At 46.8% G+C, this 19508-nt stretch carries 13 protein-coding genes and 1 other annotated feature; of the genes, 3 read left to right on the forward strand and 10 right to left on the reverse strand.

What is annotated here, in order from left to right; genetic code table 11:
* Positions 1–78 precede the first annotated feature (78 nt).
* The 7 genes from EL173_RS14895 to EL173_RS14930 form a co-directional block, all read right to left on the reverse strand.
* Complete coding sequence (locus EL173_RS14895) at positions 79–6978, reverse strand: MBG domain-containing protein (RefSeq protein WP_020752329.1); 6900 nt, start codon at positions 6976–6978, stop codon at positions 79–81.
* Positions 6979–7074: 96 nt separating this feature from the next.
* Positions 7075–10233 (reverse strand): leucine-rich repeat protein, encoded by a 3159-nt coding sequence (locus EL173_RS14900; RefSeq protein ID WP_019728397.1) that lies wholly within the window; start codon positions 10231–10233, stop codon positions 7075–7077.
* Positions 10234–10498: 265 nt separating this feature from the next.
* Positions 10499–11668 carry a pyridoxal phosphate-dependent aminotransferase gene (locus EL173_RS14905; protein WP_014571738.1) on the reverse strand — a complete coding sequence of 390 codons (1170 nt, stop codon included), beginning with the start codon at positions 11666–11668 and terminating at the stop codon, positions 10499–10501.
* Between the two features lie 66 nt (positions 11669–11734).
* Positions 11735–12517 carry a carbon-nitrogen family hydrolase gene (locus EL173_RS14910; RefSeq protein ID WP_014571739.1) on the reverse strand — a complete coding sequence of 261 codons (783 nt, stop codon included), beginning with the start codon at positions 12515–12517 and terminating at the stop codon, positions 11735–11737.
* Positions 12518–12546: 29 nt separating this feature from the next.
* Positions 12547–13386: a MetQ/NlpA family ABC transporter substrate-binding protein gene (locus EL173_RS14915; protein WP_005690435.1), complete on the reverse strand. Its 840-nt coding sequence runs from the start codon at positions 13384–13386 to the stop codon at positions 12547–12549.
* Positions 13387–13681: 295 nt separating this feature from the next.
* Positions 13682–13900, reverse strand: a binding site (T-box leader).
* 81 nt (positions 13901–13981) lie between these two features.
* Positions 13982–14107: a hypothetical protein gene (locus tag EL173_RS15365; RefSeq protein ID WP_005690432.1), complete on the reverse strand. Its 126-nt coding sequence runs from the start codon at positions 14105–14107 to the stop codon at positions 13982–13984.
* Positions 14104–14703, reverse strand: a complete 600-nt coding sequence (locus tag EL173_RS14930) for a type IV toxin-antitoxin system AbiEi family antitoxin domain-containing protein (RefSeq protein WP_005690430.1) — start codon at positions 14701–14703, stop codon at positions 14104–14106. The genes EL173_RS15365 and EL173_RS14930 overlap by 4 nt, the downstream gene beginning before the upstream one ends.
* 192 nt (positions 14704–14895) lie before the next feature.
* Between EL173_RS14930 and EL173_RS14935 the strand changes: the two genes are divergently transcribed.
* The 3 genes from EL173_RS14935 to EL173_RS14945 all read left to right on the forward strand — a co-directional run bounded on the left by EL173_RS14935 (position 14896) and on the right by EL173_RS14945 (position 16728).
* On the forward strand, positions 14896–15981 hold the full coding sequence (locus EL173_RS14935; RefSeq protein ID WP_019728286.1) for an iron-containing alcohol dehydrogenase family protein: 1086 nt from the start codon (positions 14896–14898) through the stop codon (positions 15979–15981).
* 380 nt (positions 15982–16361) lie between these two features.
* The gene (locus EL173_RS15195) at positions 16362–16538 is read left to right on the forward strand and encodes a hypothetical protein (RefSeq protein ID WP_014571743.1); all 177 of its coding nucleotides are present in this window, start codon (positions 16362–16364) and stop codon (positions 16536–16538) included.
* On the forward strand, positions 16531–16728 hold the full coding sequence (locus EL173_RS14945; RefSeq protein WP_005690424.1) for a hypothetical protein: 198 nt from the start codon (positions 16531–16533) through the stop codon (positions 16726–16728). The genes EL173_RS15195 and EL173_RS14945 overlap by 8 nt, the downstream gene beginning before the upstream one ends.
* A 209-nt stretch (positions 16729–16937) precedes the next feature.
* Here the strand turns inward: EL173_RS14945 and EL173_RS14950 are convergent, their stop codons facing one another.
* The 3 genes from EL173_RS14950 to EL173_RS14960 are packed head-to-tail and all read right to left on the reverse strand — an operon-like array spanning position 16938 to position 19388.
* Entirely contained in the window at positions 16938–18137 is a 1200-nt protein-coding gene (locus tag EL173_RS14950) for an amidohydrolase (RefSeq protein ID WP_014571744.1), read from the reverse strand.
* Positions 18134–18622: a threonine/serine exporter family protein gene (locus EL173_RS14955; RefSeq protein WP_005685708.1), complete on the reverse strand. Its 489-nt coding sequence runs from the start codon at positions 18620–18622 to the stop codon at positions 18134–18136. Before EL173_RS14955 ends, EL173_RS14950 begins: the two co-directional genes overlap by 4 nt.
* Before the next feature lies 1 nt (position 18623).
* On the reverse strand, positions 18624–19388 hold the full coding sequence (locus EL173_RS14960; RefSeq protein WP_005690417.1) for a threonine/serine exporter family protein: 765 nt from the start codon (positions 19386–19388) through the stop codon (positions 18624–18626).
* Positions 19389–19508: the final 120 nt, after the last annotated feature.

Below are 19508 nucleotides of genomic sequence, written 5' to 3' on the forward strand. Positions count from 1 at the left end.
CATAACAAAAGATCCCACCACATGAGTAGAACTCATCGTGATAGGATCTTTTTAATCACTACATTTTTAACAAAACGGTTAACGGTGCGCTTTCCGTTTCCGGCCAGCTAATCCGAATAAGCCGCTCATCGTTGCCAGCAACAATCCCATGAGGCTTAGTGTTTGTGACTGAGTATCGCCTGTTTGTGGAAGTCGATGTTTCGTTCCATTATGCGTGGAGATCTCGGACTGTTGGGTGCCAGTGCCTGTATTCGGCAAGTGATGATCAGGCGTTCCCGGCGTTGTCCCAGTATCCGTTCCGGTATCCGGCAAGTGATGACCCGGCGTATCCGGCGTTGTTCCGGTCCCAGGATCAGGACTTGGCAAGGCAACAATCTCAAAAATAGCCTGCTGCGTGTTAACATTTTTCAACAGATTATTTGGCAACAACGCCTTGATTCGTTGCAGGCCAGATGTGCTGAGAGCTACCGCATAGCTTCCCGGATTAACAGGAGCTTGACCGTCTACAAAGATCAGATCGCCGGCTTGAAGCTGAATTTCAGTTCCGTCACCCAAAACTAACCGATAATAGTCGTCATTCAAAGCGCCTGGCTGGCCATCGTAAGTTTTCTTTTGACGACCACTGAGCGTTGCAGATATAGGCGCTGGTGTAATGGTGATGGTTCCGCTGAACGTTTGATCAGTAACCTGATAATTAGGACCAATCGCTACGGCCAATTTAGCCAGCCCGCTTGCTGTCAAATGATACGTGTACGTCCCGACATTGACGCTGTCGTTTTCAACTGCAATATCTGTGTTCGTCAAGGCGATCTTTTGAGACTTTTCTGGCAGTTGGACAGTTATCGCTAATCCGCCTGCTTGACTTGCACGAGTGACACCGTTGTATTGGAACTGACCATGATTAACTGTGGCATTCACCGTTAGCGGCGTAATCGTAATGGTGCCGGTCAATCCCGCCAATTCATCTTGATCTAACTCGTAGTTCTTGCCAACAGCCTTCTGTAACTTGGCGATACCGGTTTGGCTCAACCGATAACGATACGTACCTGCTGCTGTGCCGTCATTTGTCACAAGGATATCTTCCCGAGTCAGTTGTATCGTTGTTTTGGCCTCGGCTTGCGGCAGGTAAAGGCTTGCCTGTAATCCCGCGGCGGCACTTGCTTTAGTATGACCATCATAAACAAAAGACGTGTCATTAACCGTCACCGCACCGGTAACCGGTTTGATTGTAATCGTACCAGTCAATCCCGCCAAGACTTTGGCATCAAATTGGTAATTATCACCTGATGCCTGACGTAATTTAGCGATTCCGTTAGCATCCAATTTGTATTGGTACTGACCTACGCCCACACCATCATCGGTTACAAGAATGTCTGTGGCGTTCAGATGTACCGAAACAACCTTAGTACCAAGTTTGATGTTGGCAGTTAAGTCGTGTGCCTGACTCGCCTTAGTTTGTCCATCATAACTAAATGAAACATCATTCAGATCAGCTAATGCCGTAGCTGGCGTGATCGTGACCGTGCCGCCAAGTTTGATTAAGTCCTCCTTTTTAAATTGATAATTATTTCCTGTTGCCTGGCGTAGCTTTGTCATACCAGCAGCACTTAACTTATAGCCGTACTGGCCAGCATTGACCCCGTCATTGACGACAACAATGTCAGCCGCGGTTAGCGCAACGGTTTTTGCGTTTTCGCCTAGTTTGACTGTGGCCTGAATGCCCTGAGCTTCACTGGCCTTGGTTTTGCCATCATATTCGAACGAAACATCATTGCTATCAACTGAGGTGGTAGCTGGCGTGATCGTGATGGTTCCCGTGACTTTAGCCAGATCGTCTACCGTTAGCTGGTAGTTATTTCCGGTTGCTGCTATCAGCTTAGCTTTACCAGCATCGCTCAGCTGATAGCTGTACTTGCCAGCATCTACATCATCATTCTCAACAACAATATCAGCTGACATCAGCTCAACCGTTTTTTTAGTTTCGCCTAGTGTTACCGTGGCTTGAATACCTTTGGCTTCACTGGCCTTGGTCTTACCGTCATATTCGAATGAAACGTCATTGCTATCTGCTGTGGTAACGGCTGGCGTGATCGTGATGGTTCCCGTGACTTTAGCCAGATCGTCTGCAGTTAGCTGATAGTTATTTCCGGTTGCTGCTATCAGCTTAGCTTTGCCGCTGTCGCTCAGACTGTAAGTGTATTTGCCAACGGTTGCTCCGTCATTGGCAACGATAATGTCGGCTGATGTTAAGTCAACGGTCTTTTCGCTTTCGCCTGGCTTGACTACGGCTTGGATACCTTTAGCTTCACTGGCCTTGGTCTTGCCATCATATTCGAATGATACGTCATTGCTGTTTGCTGTGGCAATGGCTGGTGTGATCGTTACGGTTCCCGTGACTTTAGCCAGATCGTCTGCCGTTAGCTGGTAGTTATTTCCAGTTGCGGTTTGCAACTTAGCTTTGCCGCTGCTACTCAGACTGTAAGTGTATTTGCCAACGGTTACTCCGTCATTAGCAACGATAATGTCGGCTGATGTTAAGTCAACGGTCTTTTCGCTTTCGCCTAGTTTAACTGTAGCTTGGATACCTTTAGCTTCACTGGCCTTGGTCTTGCCATCATATTCGAATGATACGTCATTGCTATCAACTGTGGTGATAGCTGGCGTAATCGTGATGGTCCCCACGACTTTAGCCAGATCGTCTGCAGTTAGCTGGTAGTTATTTCCGGTTGCGGCCCGCAATTTAGTTTTACCAGCATCACTTAGCTGATAGCTGTACTGACCAGCGTTTACGTCATCGTTGGCAACAATAATGTCAGCTGACGTCAGGTCAACCGTTTTTTCAGTTTCGTCTAGTGCTATCGTGGCTTGAATATCTTTGGCTTCACTGGCTTTCGTCTTGCCGTCATATTCGAACGAAACGTCATTGCTGTCTGCTGTGACAGCGGCTGGCGTGATCGTGATGGTTCCCGTGACTTTAGCTAAATCGTCTGCCGTAAGCTGGTAGTTATTTCCGGTTGCGGCTTGTAGCTTAGCTTTACCAGCATCACTCAGCTGATAGCTGTACTTGCCTGCACCTACACCATCATTCACAACAACAACATCAGCCGATGTTAGAGCAACAACTTGTCCAGACTCACCCAGCATAACCGTGGCTTGAATACCTTCAGCTTCACTGGCCTTGGTCTTGCCATTATATTCAAATGAAACGTCATTACTATCTGCTGTGGCAATGGCTGGCGTGATCGTGATAGTTCCCGTGACTTCAGCCAAGTCGTCTGCGGTTAGCTGATGATCGCTCCCTGCTTCCCTCTGTAACTTAGCTTTACCAGCATCGCTCAGTCGATAACTGTACTTGCCTGCATCTACGCCATCCTCCGCAACAACAATGTCCCCCGAGGTCAGGTCAATATTCTTTTCAGTCCCGTCAATGGTCAAAATCGCTTGAATGCCTTTAGCTTCACTGACTTTCGTTTTTCCATCGTACTCAAAGTGAGCATCCTTGCCTGTTGCGATTGCTCCAGCAGGGGTGATTGTAATGCTTCCTGAAACCTTATCCAAAGCCTCTGTCGTTAACTGATAATTACTTCCTGTTGCCGCCTGTAATTTAGATTTGCCGCTGTCGCTCAGACTATAAGTGTATTTGCCAACGATTACTCCGTCATTGGCAACGATAATGTCAGCTGACGATAGGTCAACCGTTTTTTCAATTTCGCCTAATTTGATTGTGGCTTGAATACCCTTGGCTTCACTGGCCTTGGTCTTACCATCGTATTCAAATGAAACGTCATTGCTATCCGCTGTAGTGGTAGCTGGCGTGATTGTGATTGTTCCAGCAACCTTAGCCAAATCGTCTGCAGTCAACTGATAGTTATTTCCAGTTGCGGCTTGCAGCTTAGCCTTACCAGCATCACTTAGCTGATAGCTGTACTGACCGGCGTTTACGTCATCGTTGGCAACAACAATGTCAGCTGACGTCAGGTCAACCGTTTTTTCAGTTTCGCCTAGTGCTATCGTGGCTTGAATATCTTTGGCTTCACTGGCTTTCGTCTTGCCGTCATATTCGAACGAAACGTCATTGCTGTCTGCTGTGACAGCGGCTGGCGTGATCGTGATGGTTCCCATGACTTTAGCTAAATCGTCTGCCGTGAGCTGGTAGTTATTTCCGGTTGCGGCCTGTAGCTTGGCCTTACCAGCATCACTCAACTGATAACTGTATTTGCCTGCATCTACACCATCATTCTCAACAACAATGTCAGCTGACGTCAGGTCAACTGTTTTTTCAGTCTCGCCTAGTGTTACTGTGGCTTGAATACCTTTGGCTTCACTGGCTTTCGTCTTGCCGTCATATTCGAACGAAACGTCATTGCTATCTGCTGTGGCAACGGCTGGCGTGATCGTGATAGCTCCCGCGACTTTAGCCAGATCTTCTGTAGTTAGCTGATAGTTATTTCCGATTGCGGCCTGCAATTTAGCTTTACCAGCATCACTCAACTGATAACTGTATTTGCCTGCATCTACACCATCATTCTCAACAACAATATCATCTGACGTCAGGTCAACCGTTTTTTCAGTTTCGCCTAGTTTGACTGTAGCTTGAATACTCTTAGCCTCACTGGCCTTGGTTTTGCCGTTATATTCAAATGAAACGTCATTGCCGTTTGCCGTGGCAACGGCTGGCGTGATCGTAATGGTTCCCGTGACTTTAGCCAGATCATCTGCCGTTAGCTGGTAGTTATTTCCGGTTGCTGCCTGTAGCTTAGCCTTACCAGCATCACTCAGATTATAGCTGTACTGACCTGCATTTACACCATCATTCACAACAATAATATCAGCCGATGTTAGAGCAACAACTTGTTCAGACTCACCCAGCTTAACCATGGCTTGAATACCTGCAGCTTCACTGGCCTTTGTCTTGCCGTCATACTCAAATGAAACGTCATTGCTGGCCGCTGTGGCAACGGCTGGCGTGATCGTAATGATTCCCGTGACTTTAGCCAGATCGTCTGCAGTTAGCTGATGGTCGTTCCCTGCTACCGACTGTAACTTAGCCTTGCCAGTGTCACTCAGTTTGTACCCGTACTGACCTGCATCTACACCATCATCCGCAACAACAATGTCCCCCGAGGTCAGGTCAACGGTCTTTTCAGTCCCGTCAATAGTCAAAATCGCTTGAATGCCCTTAGCTTCACTGGCTTTCGTTTTTCCATCGTACTCAAAGTGAGCGTCCTTGCCTGTTGCTATTGCTCCAGCAGGGGTGATTGTGATGCTTCCTGAAACCTTATCCAAAACCTCTGTCGTTAACTGATAGTTCCCTCCTGTTGCCGCTTGTAACTTAGCTTTACCGCTGTCGCTCAGACTGTAAGTGTATTTACCAACGGTTACTCCGTCATTGGCAACAACAATATCAGCCGATGTCAGGCCAACCTTTTTTTCAGTTTCACCTAGCGTTACCGTGGCTTGAATACCTTTGGCTTCACTGGCTTTCGTCTTGCCGTCATATTCGAATGAAACGTCATTGCTGGCCACTGTGGCAACGGCCGGCGTTATCGTGATGGTTCCCGTGACCTTAGCTAGATCGTCTGCCGTTAGCTGGTAGTTATTTCCGGTTGCTGACTGTAACTTGGCTTTGCCAGTATCACTCAGCTGATAATTGTACTGACCTGCATCTACACCATCATTCTCAACAACAATGTCAGCTGACGTCAGGTAAACGGTCTTTTCGCCTTCGCCTAGTTTGATTATGGCTTGAATTCCTTTGGCTTCACTGGCCTTGGTCTTACCATCGTATTCGAATGAAACGTCATTGCTATCAACTGTGGTGGTAGCTGGCGTGATCGTGATAGTTCCAGCAACCTTGGCCAAATCGTCTGCAGTCAACTGATAATTATTTCCAGTTACTGCTTGTAACTTGGCTTTACCAGCGTCACTCAGCTGATAACTGTACTTGCCTGCATCTACACCATCATTCACAACAACAATATCAGCCGATGTTAGAGCAACAACTTGTCCAAACTCACCCAGCTTAACCGTGGCTTGAATACCTTTAGCTTCACTGGCTTTTGTCTTACCATCGTACTCAAACGAAACGTCATTGCTATCTGCTGTGGCAACGGCTGGCGTAATCGTAATGTTACCCGCTAAGTCAGTCGTGCTTAACTGATAGTTAGTTCCCGCTGCTTGTTGCAACTTAGCGATACCAGTCTCACTTAACTTGTAGCTATACTGACCAGCATTGACACCGTCATTATTAACAACAATATCTGCTAGAGACAGAGCTACCCTTTGCTCTGTGTCTCCAAGTTTCAATGCGGCTTGAATACCTTTAGCCCCACTCGCTTTGGTTTGTCCATCATAAACAAAGGTGACATCGTTGCCCGTGGCTGTGGCCGCTGCTGGTGTAATCGTAACAGTGCCTGACAAATCGGTTGTGTCTACCAGATAGTTAGATCCTGCTGCTTGTTGTAACTTAGCAATACCGGCGTCACTTAGCTTATAGCTATATTGTCCAGCGTTTAATCCGTCATTATTGACAACAATATCGCTTGAGGCTAATGCCACTGATCGACTCGAATTTCCAAGTTTAAGCGTTGCCTGAATCCCCTTAGCGTCACTGGCCTTAGTTTGACCGTCATAAACAAAGGAGACATTGCTTCCTCTGGCTGTAGCTTCGGCCGGTGTAATCGTGATCGTACCAGAAACTTGATTAATTTCAGTTTGGTCAATTGTGACAGTTTCTCCGAGGAGATCTTGCAACCGTGCTAAACCGACACTGTTGAGCAAATAGTGATACGTACCGGCATTTGCCGAATTTTTTTCGACCAGTGTAATATCTGCAGCTGTCAAGTTCATCGTTTGTTGCGTACCATCACTCAAGACCACCGTGACTGCTAAATCATTAGCCTGACTGGCCAGTGTTGTCCCATCATATACAAATCCGCCATTACCAAGCTTGCCGGTTGCTGTCAGACCAATAATCAACTGTGCCGTACTTGTACCCGTAAAGTTAAAATTAGCCGCAGACTGACCGTCGTCATTAGTCAGTTTAGCAATGCGATCCCAAGCGGCTTGTGAAAGCTAAACGGTGCAAACACCAGTTGCCGTCAGCGCATCAGCGGCAACTTGATTACCATTGGCGTCAAAGAAATTAAGATCACTCAGCTGAAGTGTCCCAGCATCAAAGCCTTCACCCAAACTTAATGAAAATTGCTTGGTATCAACTGTAATTGGCTGGCCTGTTGCCGTTGTGGTTTGAGTCCCGACCAACGCATAAGAAGCTGCCAGACGCTGATTGTAATAGATTTTCGCCGAACCGCTTTCAGCGCCGTAAGTGTATGTCACCGTATACGTTGTCGGCTGCGTATTATCCACGTCACCGGTAACAATACCGTTCTTATCTTTCTCCGAAACAATCTTCCCGTTTTCATCCGTGACCGTCCATGTCAGTTCGCTTAAAGGAACACTGGTGCCATCTTGTTTGACTGCATCTATAAAATTCAATTCCGGCTTCCAAACCTGGCCGGTGAAAAGACTGATATCATGGGCACGAATCACCGGATCATCAAGATGAACATTGTAATGACCTGTATATGTGACCCCATCGTTTCCTTTCAAAGACCAGTCAAAACTGAATCCCTGCGTTTGCGCTGGCATCTTAAATGACTTGCTTGCCGTATCGAAGGTCACTTTGACCCCATTCGAACCTTTGATGTTTGAAACAACGATGTCTTGGTGAGTAACACCAGAAATGGCGACATCAAAGAAGTCACTTAGGCTTACGTGGGCTGAGTCTGTATAAGCATCTGCACTTTGATTGAGCGCATCTGGTGTAGCTGGCTGCGCAGTGCTTGCTTGTAAAACCGTGATCCGGTTCGTTGAGAAAGCTTCCTTACCGATGACCGGTGCGCCTGCAATGATCACTTTAGGCATCAAATTAACGTTGAAAGCTTTTGCCCCAATGGTCGTGACGCTGCTCGGAATTGTCAGCGCATTTAAAATGACATTGGCTTCAAAGGCTTCTTGACCAATCGTTTTTAACCCGTTACCTAATGTCAGGTTGCTGATAGAGTTGTAAACAAACGCGTACTTCCCGATATCAGTCACGCTATCTGGTACAACCAGCTCATTTTGAATCTGATTGTATCCAAAAGCCGTGTCCCCAATTGTTTGCAAACCGTTATTTAATTTCAATGCCGGAATTCGATTGCCAACAAACGCTGCATTGCCAATTGAGACCAGTTTTGCCGGAAATGCAATTGCATTATTGATAGTATTGTATGCAAAGGCACTATCTCCAATTGTCTCAAGTGCCGTTGCTCGGCTAAAGTCAGCATTCCCTAGTGGGCCAAATTCAGCAAAGGCCAGATTACCAATTGACTGCAATTTGGGTCCAAACGCTACTTTCACAAGCTTCCCGCCATAAAAAGCCTGGTCACCAATCTGCTCTAATGAATCAGGCATATCCATTGAAGTTACAGTTGCAAAGGCAAAGGCTTGATACCCAAGCGTCGTTAGCTGACTGTCAGGTGCCACTGTAATTACCGTAATTTTAGCAGCATAAAAAGCTGCATTCGTGATTGTCTTAATATTAGCCGAGAGATTAAGTGAGTCAATTTGATTTTTCGGATTATCTTTTCCGTCAATTTGCGGTAATTCCTTAGTATTTTCAATAAACTGAAACGCCCCATCCGTGATCACGCGAACATCATCACCAAATGTTAACTGATCAGTATAAAGATGGAAAAACGCCTGCTGATCAATAGTTGCTGCGTTGATCGTCACCTGACCAATTCTCGACATGGCAAAGGCTTGATTGCCAAAAGTCGTTGCCGCGCCATTCAGTGATAGTGATGCCGCATACACTTGATAAAAAGCCTTCTCACCAAGTGCAACGTTATCTGGCACATTGATAGCGTCTGTTACCTTAGCAAACTGAAAAGCATTATCACCAATCGTATTTGCGCCTGTAATATTAACAGAACCTGTGATTTGGGCGTATATAAACGCTCCCTCACCAATATCGGTTTGTCCATTTATAGTGAGCGCTTGCGCCTTGAGGCTAGCAAATGCATTTTTATCAATCGTCTGTGCATTATTAACGGTAACATCCCCAGCAATATTGGCAGACTCAAAAGCAGACTCGCTAATATCGGCTTGACCATCAATTTTTAAAGATGAAGCTGTAAGACCAAAGAATGCCTGTGTCTCGATAGTCTTAGCATCAGCAATGGTTATACCACCACTCAAGTTTGCATAAGCGAAGGTCTTTGTTCCAATATTGGCAGTGCCATTAAGAGTGACAGAAACCGCCTTTACACTAGCGAAAGCTGCACTACCAACATCAATAGCATTTTCAATTGTAATATTGCCTGTGAATTGACTGTATGCAAAAGCATTTTCGCCAATGGACGTGACGGTATCAGCCACATTAACATTACCCAAATTATTAAGCGTTGCAAAAGCGCCATTGTTAATCGCCGTCACTTTAAAAGTTTGGCCATTATAGGTAACAGACGCGCCAATGTTAATATCGGTGACGTTGGCGTTGGCGCGGCCGGTAACCGTTGCTGTACCGTTTGCCGTATCAAGACTGTAGGTATAGTCGCCAATGGTCTGCGTACTTTCAGCAGCTGTTGCATTGGCCGGAGCTTGCGTGTTGGCCTGAGTTGTTGTTGCCGATTGTGCTGCTAAGGATGCTTGTGACGATGCAGATGAAGCCGTCGATGATGCTGCGGCCGAAGTTGTCTGAACAGCTGCGGATGCAAGTGAGCGGTCTTCTTGGGTCACCGTTTGCGGTTTAACTGCTGCCGAACCTGTCGCTAGCGACTTCGAATCGGTTGCATCACTCGTGCTTGCTGCTGAATCGCCGGTTGACGCTACAGCTGAACTAGCGATGCTTGATGCAGATGACTGAGTTGCAGAACTAGCAGCGTTGACAGCCGCACTACTTGAAGCAGCCGCTGTATTTTGCGTTGTTGTGCCGGCTGGCTGTGTGTTACCAGTCGCTGTTTTTGCAGTCGTTTCTGCTGTAGCACCGGACTGACTGGTAACGGCTGTCGTTTGTGGGGATTTGCTGTCAGCGTGAACCTCCTGCCCCGGCTGAAAAAGTGCAGGCATCAATAATAATGCCGTGCCTGCAATTAGCCAGCGCTTCTTTGCCTTGTACATTCGAAAGCGAACATGCACTGTTTGTTTTGTTCGCAAAGCAGCCACCGTCCGTTTAGACCCGAACTTCACGATATGACCCCTCCTAGTTATTTACCACATTAAAATACAAAAAAAGGCATAAATCCTAATATTGTAGAATCATAGTACTTACCATTTATTTTATATCATTTTCATAACAAATGGGTCACATTTTCACCGTTCATCATTTTATTAATAGATTGCATTCCCCGATACCGCCTCGGTTTACTGGCAGTATCGAAAATAACATTAACATTTAAAGCAAATAAAAAAGACACTTGATCAACTAGTTGACCAGGCACCTTTCCTTAACGTTTTAAAATAACCCCAACCTTCCAATCCGTTCCGCCGCTTCCTGCAACCTCTGCGGACTCGTGAGCAAGCCGATCCGGACATAACCTTCTCCATGGCGACCGAATCCGTTACCAGCCGCAACTGCCACATCCGCCTGATCGAGCAATAACTCGGTGAACGTCTGACTGGTGTATCCAGCTGGTACCGGCATCCATGCGTAAAAAGTCCCCGGTGAACTTTTACCGTGCCAACCAATCGCGGTGGTGGCAGAAAACCAGGCATCGCGCCGTTGCTGATACAAGTCGACCAGTGCCGGGACTGACGTTTGATCACCGAGGAGTGCTTCAATCCCTGCTTCCTGAATCGCCGGAAAAACCGAGACGAACAGATGATCCTGAATCAGATTAATCGCTTCAATCATGTCGGCATTGCCAGCAGCAAAGGCCAACCGCCATCCCGCCATATTGTAGGTCTTGGACAGCGTGTATAGCTCAATGCCGACATCTTTGGCACCAGGCTGCTGCAGAAAACTCACCGGACGCTGGCCATCAAATCCAAGCGCGCCGTAAGCAAAATCACTGACAATCCCAATCTGCTGGGCCTTGGCAAAGGCGATCGTCTCGTCATAAAATTCCGGGGTAGCCACCGCGGTTGTCGGATTATTAGGATAATTCAGATACAGCAGTTTGGCAGCCGCGGCCACTTCCGGTTTAATTTTCGTATAATCAGGCAGCCAATTATTTTCGGCGGTCAACGTCATTAAGACTAATTTCACGCGCGCTAACGTCACCCCCGATAGATAATCCGGGTAGCCCGGGTCCGGCAAAAGAATCGTTTCCCCGGGATTCATGAGTGCAAGCGGTAATTCGACCAAGCCGATTTTGGAACCGCCCAAAACCGCTATCTCCTTCTCCGGATCCAACGTAACGCCATATTCCCGCGCATAGAACTCGGCCGCTGCTTGCTTAAATGTCGGCAGTCCGCGAAAAAGCGAATATTTATGGTTCCCGGGCCGCGCTACTGCTTGCTGCGTCGCGTGAACAATATTTTCGGGTGTCGGCTGATCCGGATTGCCTTGACCCAAATTAATCACGTCATGACCAGCCGCAATCCGTTCATTGACATGCTTGACTAAACTGGCAAAAAATTGCTTCGGCAGTGCCTGAAGCACCTCTGATTCTGAAAATGTCACTGGATAAGCCCCTTTTTAATAAATTAGCATTAACGATTGCCCAACGATGCGACCTTTACTGACGGCTTAATAAAGTTCCGGCCGGCGATCTGTGAAAACCGGGATCTGCTGGCGCGCGGCTGCAATGCGATCAAGGTCAATTGTCACAATCCTTACCTGTGGCTGATCGTCTAACTTCAACAGCCGTTCACCAAAAGGATCAACCACCTGGCTTTGTCCGCCAAATGCATTGTTCGGATCGTTACCGACACGATTCACCGCGACCACATATGCCTGATTCTCAATGGCGCGTGCGGCTAGCAAGGCATTAAATTGCGGCAATCTTGGTGTTGGCCATTCTGCCGGGAGAAAGAACAGCTGGGTGCCATCGCTGGCCATGCGCCGGAACCACTCGGGAAAGCGCAAGTCATAACAAATTGCCACACTGGCCGGAACACCGAGGGTAAAATGATCTGCCGTTGCTCCGGCTGTGATAAACTTTTCTTCATTCATTAAGCGAAACCGATGCACCTTATCGTACTTGGCAAGTTGCCGACCACGCTGATCAACCGTCAAACTCCGGTTATAAAAGTGCCCATTTTCGGCTGCTGCAACTGACCCGCCAACAATTGCCAGATGATACTGCTGGGCGAGCGCACTCAAGAACGCCTTCGTCCGCAACCCATCCGGATTCGCGGTGGTGGTCAGATGTTCGAGATCATAGCCGGTATTCCACATTTCCGGCAATACAACGACCTCTGCGCCTTGTTGTGCCGCTTCAGCCACGGCATTGGCAACCGTCTGAAAATTCTTCTCCGGTTGACCAAATGCAATGTCTATTTGGGCTAATGCGATTGTTAATTGCGCCATTTCAATCCCTCTTTTGGTTGATTGCTTCACTAAAATGCCGGGACAATGGAACCCTTAAATTTCTTAGCGATGTAATCTTTAATCGTTTGACTTTGATAATATTTTTTGATTTGCTTAATCACTTTATCGTTACGGTGTTTGGTCTGGACAACAAAATAATTTGGATACGGGTTGTTCGTCGTCTTTTCATGGTAAATTGCATCTTGATTGATTGTGAGGCCGGCATCAAATGCAAAATTCGTATTGATTGCAGCGGCGGTCACATCCTGTAAGTGGGTCGGTAACTGTGATGCTTCCAGTTCTTCAATTTTCAGCCCCAACGGATTGGAGACGACATCGGCCTTAGTTGCCTTCTGACTGATACCAGCCTTGAGCTTAATAACGCCCGCAGCCTCAAAAAGTTGCAGCGCTCGTAACTCGTTAGACGGGTCGTTTGGTACCGCAATCGAATCGCCTTTTTTGAGCGCCTTCAAATCCTTAATCTTCTTGGAATAAACGCCCATCGGAAACGCAACGGTCTTGAAAACCTGCGTAATCTTAAAGTTCTTGGACTTAATCTGTTCCTTTAAAAAAGGTAGGGTCTGATAGCTGTTTGCGCCTAAATCGCCATCGTTTAACGCCACATTCGGACTGTTATAGTCGGTAAACTGCTTCAATTTGATCGTCAAACCGTCTTTTTGAGCCAATTTTGCGACCTGTTTCATAATCAGTTCGTGCGGGCCGGCTGTGACACCCACCGTAATTGTTTTGTCCGACAATTGATCAGTGGCAGACTTGCTACTGGCTTGACTTGTGCCACATGCCGTTAGAATCACCACAAGACTGAGCGCAACGACCGCTGAAAACCCTAACTTCACCCATTTCTTCATTAAAAATGCCTCCTTGTTGTCATGCGTTTTATGTGCGCATGGGTGTGTTTGCGTTACTGATAAGAGTGATGGACGGGATGAGCGGATTAAGAAAACGAAAAAGATAACATGGTCACTAGGGTCGGCTGGTGCTCAAGCCATAACGCGTTCGCCAGCCCAGAAACCTGCACATAAGGACCTTGGTCGCAATGGCCAAAGCCCGGCCATCACGACCAAGGCCACTTATGCTCCGGTTTCTAAGCGGGCTGGCTCACGCTTAACAAAAAAAGGCCCTGCTGAATCAAAAAATTGATTCAGCAGGGCCGACAATGTCGGGGTACCACCCTGGTTCGTTACCGTGTAACCTCTACGATGCCTGTTGACACCGAGACCGTTTAACGCAGGCCTAATGCGTACCCGACTCATCGCCGAATCCATTCCGCGGTCATTTTCATCAGACGCCTGCATCGATTTCCACCTGCCATCGACTCTCTAAAGCTGCGTTGCTGATTACTCTCCACTTCATGATGTTTCATCATTTTATCAGTTATTTTTAAAGTTGAAAGCAGTTTATCTGCGTCGCTGGGAAATGTCAAGCATTTTGTTTTTTCTGTTCCTACAGCAACTGTGACACTTGCTTTAAGAAACTTTCCAAGTAAAACATTTTCTGGAAATATTGTTTAGGCAGGTCAAGATTTTGAGCTCGCTGGTTGATTTTATCGAGTATCTGATTAGCCGTCATTGGGCAATAACCTCCAAAACTTCTGAAAGCGTCGATTTTGGATACAGTTCTCTCTCCAGAGTCAGCAGCTCTTGATAATTTCTGTCTTTTCGTTGCATATAACGCTTTGCCGCATCATTTTTAACATAAAGCTGAGTATTCGGAGAATTCCAGGCATCCAGCAGTGCTCGTTCAACAGAGTAGATCGAAATTTTATTCTTATCAGCTGTTAACTTTGTCGTGATGCCTGCTGAATAGTAACGACCAGTTCGGTATTGTGCGTGAATATGATTGTCTTTCAAAGCATTAGGGGCTGCGTGATAGCCTCTTGGGAACGTCATCGTATATCGCCAAGGCATTTCGTCACTTAAATCATAAAAAGCAAGTGCTGTTTCTTGTGAAAATACCCCTCGTGAAAAACGCTGAGATATAATACTCATCTCGTCTTCTAGATATCCTGAGACCACATACGTTCCTATACTCAGTTTTGTTAAAACACCTTGGGAAATACTCTTCTCTAGTTGATACGCACTGACGTTGTATCTTCTGGCAGTTCCAAACGTGAATGAAGTGTAATCATTCATTAATTTAGCTAAGTTGGCACTAATTCGACTCATATACTAACCTCCACCACATTAGTTAGTATATCACTTTAAAAACAATTCGATAAGCGAAAATGTCTACACCCCTTTCTCCCTCAATACTGAGAAACTTTCAACTTTTAAAAATTAAGGTTGACTTCATTGATAACATCGCGTATGTTAACAATTATCACATTAAATGAGATTTACATGAGAGGGGTTTTGTCGATGAAGCTGGATTTAGAATTGCGTCCCGGCGCTAATCGGTTTGTCAGTGAAGCGGGGGCACTTGCATACTTGGATACGATCTTAAAGGATTTTACCAACCCAGTCGTCATTACTGGCGAGAAAAGTTTCGCAGCCTTCACCAAGGCTTATCCTGGCAAGTTGAACTTACCGATTTATCATTATGATGGCTCTGCCAGTGACGAGAACGGTCATGCCTTGGCTGACGAAATCGGTCAAGCCGATGCCGTGGTGGGTATTGGTGCCGGCCGCTTGATCGACACCGCGAAAGTCGCGGCCGAAACTTTGGGCGCTGAACTCGTCAGTATCCCTACCCTCGCCTCTAACTGTGCACCCTTCACGCCCTTGGCCGCCATTTATCATGCGCAGGGCCACACCTTCAGTTACGTAGAATATTTTAAAAAATCAGCCTACATCACCTTGGTCGATTACAACCTGCTGCTTAGCACACCGCACGACTTTTTCGTTGCCGGGATTGGCGACACGCTTGCCAAGTGGTACGAAATGGACGGCATCACCCGCCACAAAGTCGATCAACTGAATGCTTACGGTCAATTGAGTCGCGCCTCCGCCAAGACCATTCAGGCAATTCTGTTTAAAAACGCCGAGCAAGCCTTAGCTGATCTTGACGCCGGTCGTGATACGCCAGCGTTTGAAGCAGTTGCTGACACCATCATCGGCCTTGCTGGTGAAGTCGGTGGTTTTGGCGGTATTGACGGTCGTGCTGCAGGTGCCCACGCGACGCATAACGGACTTTCATATTTGCCGGAAACCCACGCTGTTTTACATGGCTCCAAAGTCGCCTATGGTATCTTAGTTCAGCTGGCCGAAACCGGTGACGATGACGAGATCCGATCATTATTGCCTTTCTATGAAAAGATTGGCCTGCCGACAAACCTTGAAGATTTACACGTTACCGAAAATGTTGCTGAAAAAATCCTTCAAGTAGCCGAATTTGCAGCCAAGCCAGAAGAAACCTTCATCTTAGTCGACAAGTCATTGACGCCGCAAAAAGTTGCGGCTGCAATGGAAAAAGTCGAAGCAGTTACGAGTGAAGCGGCTGCATAATCAACCGATATGTTCAGCGGGTTAGTGATGTTGAAAAGCCTTAGTGGGGAAATGCTCACTAAGGCTTTTTTAATCCTCCGTATAACATCTGCGGCTAGATTTGATTTGTTCGTTTCATTACTGAGAGTCTGGCTCACCTTTTTGAAACTAGTAAAGATCTGGGAGTACATCATCACATGCTTGAATTTTTCCTTAAATTAACGTAGAGAAAACTCGATTTAACGTTTATTTGTTCCAAAAAATGACGGTTATTCCGGAAAACCCAACGTTAAAATATTTTTGCCCCGTTACCGATCTGTTGTTCTATATTATGCGTAAGGAAACCGATGCTTTAATGACAGGAACGCAACGTCATGAATTGATCGATGGGGGAAATGTACATGAAGAACGCTACTATTGTGAAGGCAGCCAAACGACAAACCATTAACCACGTTGGTGCGCGAAAGTACCTCACCAGTGCCACTGTCGCAGGATCAGGTGCAAAATCCAAAAATCCGGAAGTTATTGAGAGATTGGATCATTTGGATGGTGTCGGAGGCGCAGCTTTTGATGTTTAGCAAACCTGTTTTTGAGCTTGTCTTTTGGGTGATTCTCGCCTTGGCCAATATTGGTCTCGGAATGCTGCTTGGTGCGACATTGATGCAATCTCTTTTAAATATATTAACAATAATCCCAATAATTTGGATAGTTGTTACAATAATAGAAATATTGACCAAGCGATTCGCAGACGAAGACCAGAAATCATGAATAGGATAAGCGAAGGGAACAAAAAGAACTTGAATTGCAGTATTTGGCAAAGAATTCCAAACAATTCCAACTTAAAAAGAATCGCAGCAAAGTGCTTCGATTCTTTTTTCTAATCCAAATTAATCTCCTTAGCAGCTCGTCACATAACTTTGTCCCGTAGCATCTCGTAATGTCAAAGGGATCAGCCGCTTACAACTAATTTTTTGCCACTACTGTACGGTTTTATTTTGATCCAAATACCCCAATGTCGCCGCAGCCACAGCCTTAGCCGCGATTAGAATGGCATCTTCGTCCAGCATAAAGTCAGGACTGTGGTGGGGATGGTTTGAGCCATCAGGCAGCTGGCAGCCGATGTAGAAGAAGCTGCTGGGAACCTTCTGCGCAAAATAAGCAAAATCTTCAGACGGATCCTGAACACCGGTATCCTTGATCGCCGTGATTTGGGGAATTTTGGCTGCTTTGATCGCTGTCATGGCTTGATTCGTCAACGTTGCGTCATTGATTAAAACCGGATAATTATCGTCATAATCCAGCTTGGTTTGTACCCCAAACATGGCTTCCAACCCGTGATTCATCGTCACAATCTGCTGGTGAATTGTCTGCCGGGTACTTTCCTTCATCACGCGCACGTCGCCTTTTAACACCACCGCCTGTTTGATGGCGTTAAATGAGCCAACTCCGTCAAACGAACCGATCGTGACGCTGGCCGTATCAAAAGGATCGATTCGCCGCGATACGATCGTTTGGAGCGCCGTGACCAAATAACTGCCAGCCACAATCGCATCGTTGCTCAAATGCGGCATGGAAGCGTGGCCGCCTTTGCCGATAATCGTATCGGTAAAATTGGCCCGGCCAGTTTGGGTTGCGCCAGTATGATAGCCGATGAGTCCCGTTGGCATTGACGACATCACATGAACTCCGATGACATTTGTAACCCCAGCTAAGACCCCAGCTGCAATCATGCCTTTTGCCCCACCAGGCGATACTTCTTCTGCAGGTTGATGAATGATCCGAATCGAACCTGACAATTGGGTTTTAATTTTGTTCAATTCCTTGGCCAATACCAATAAGTAAGCCGTGTGCGCATCATGGCCGCAAGCGTGCATGACCCCGGGATTTTGCGATTTAAACGGGAGCTCATTATCTTCCTGAATCGCCAAGGCATCAAAGTCCGCCCGTAACGCCAATTTCGGCCCCGGCTGCCCGCCTTCAATATCGACGTACATGCCATAACCGTCACCACATGGCACGACTGACATATCCAACGCAGTGTAATAGGCTTTGATATAAGCAGCCGTTTGTTTCTCGTGAAACGATACTTCCGGATGTGCATGCAGATGCCGGCGAATCGCAATCATTTCCTGTTCATCGTCTTCCAGCGCCTGTAACAAGGTTGCCAATAAACTCATGCTGATTTTCCCCTCCGTGATTTTGTCTGAACTTTAGGTAACTTAGCAATGAAACGAATCAAAAATGGGCGCATGGCTTTGAAAATAACCTCCGCCACGACAAACCCGACTGCCAAGGCCATGGCAATCAAGATGACATTATAAATCTGCTGGGCTGCACTCGCGGCTTTTCCCATGGTAAAACTACGCGCGCCTAGATACGCAATGCCGCCTGGGACAAGTGAGACTAAGCTTGGTATGTAAATGGTATTGACCGGCACCCGATGACGGATGGCAAAATAATTACCTAACAAGCCAATCACCACCGTTGCGGTAAAGTTAGGCAACACTAGGCTATGATCCTGAAGACTAATCAGCCAATACGCACACCACGACACGCCACCCGTAATGCCTGCCGGTAGCAATGCCCGTTTAGGAATATTGGTGATCACGCCAAAACCAATGCTTGATAAAACACTCACGATAAACTCAACCAATAATCGCACGTTACCGTCCCCCTACGACTTGGGTCAACACAATGGCAATGACAACGCCAGAACCAATCGCCCCGGCAACAAAAACCGCATCAACTGTTCGGACAATGCCGCTAATAATCTGACGCGACAAGATTTCCCGAATCGCATTGGTAATCGCCACCCCCGGCACCAACGGCATCAAGGCACTGATAATAATGTTCCCCGAACTGGCACCCCAGCCAATATTAGCCAGCAACTCCGCTAAAATGGCCACCACAAACGCACCTGTTGCTTCTTTAAAATAAGGCGTCGTCGTTTTCCGGGCAACCAACTCAGCCGCAAGATAACCAAAGATCCCGACAAAAAAAGCCCAAGCCAAGTCGCCATTGGTCGCTTTAAAAAGCAGCATCGGCGCCACCGACACCCAGCCAGCGCCAAGTATCCGCGCCCACCAAGGAAAATTGATCACTTGCCGCTCAATCCGGGCCACTTCTTGTTTCAGGGCATCAAACGTAATCTGATGCGCCACAAACTCACGGGAAAGCTGATTCAATTCATCGACTTTCTGTAAATTAAACCCACCCAAAGAGGATTTGATCAATCGCGTGCGGCTTTCATTCTCCAAACTGACAAAAACAGCTGTAATAGTTGCATAACAAGCCACCTTGGCACCGGCAGCATGGCCAATATATTCAACCGTCGTCTCAATGCGGGACGTTTCCGCGCCCGCATTGAGCATGATCTCCCCGACCTTGCCGCATACCTCTAAGATTTCCTCTGTATCAGGCTGGCTCATGATCCCTTGCTCCTTACCGCGTTATCGCATGGCGTTTTACTAATTGTCGGCTTTTTTCGCGTCAGTGGCAAGCAACCTGCCACGTTTTTTATTGAAACGTACTAACGAAGTCGAAAATTA

Source organism: Lacticaseibacillus rhamnosus (assembly GCF_900636965.1).
Lineage (GTDB): Bacteria > Bacillota > Bacilli > Lactobacillales > Lactobacillaceae > Lacticaseibacillus > Lacticaseibacillus rhamnosus.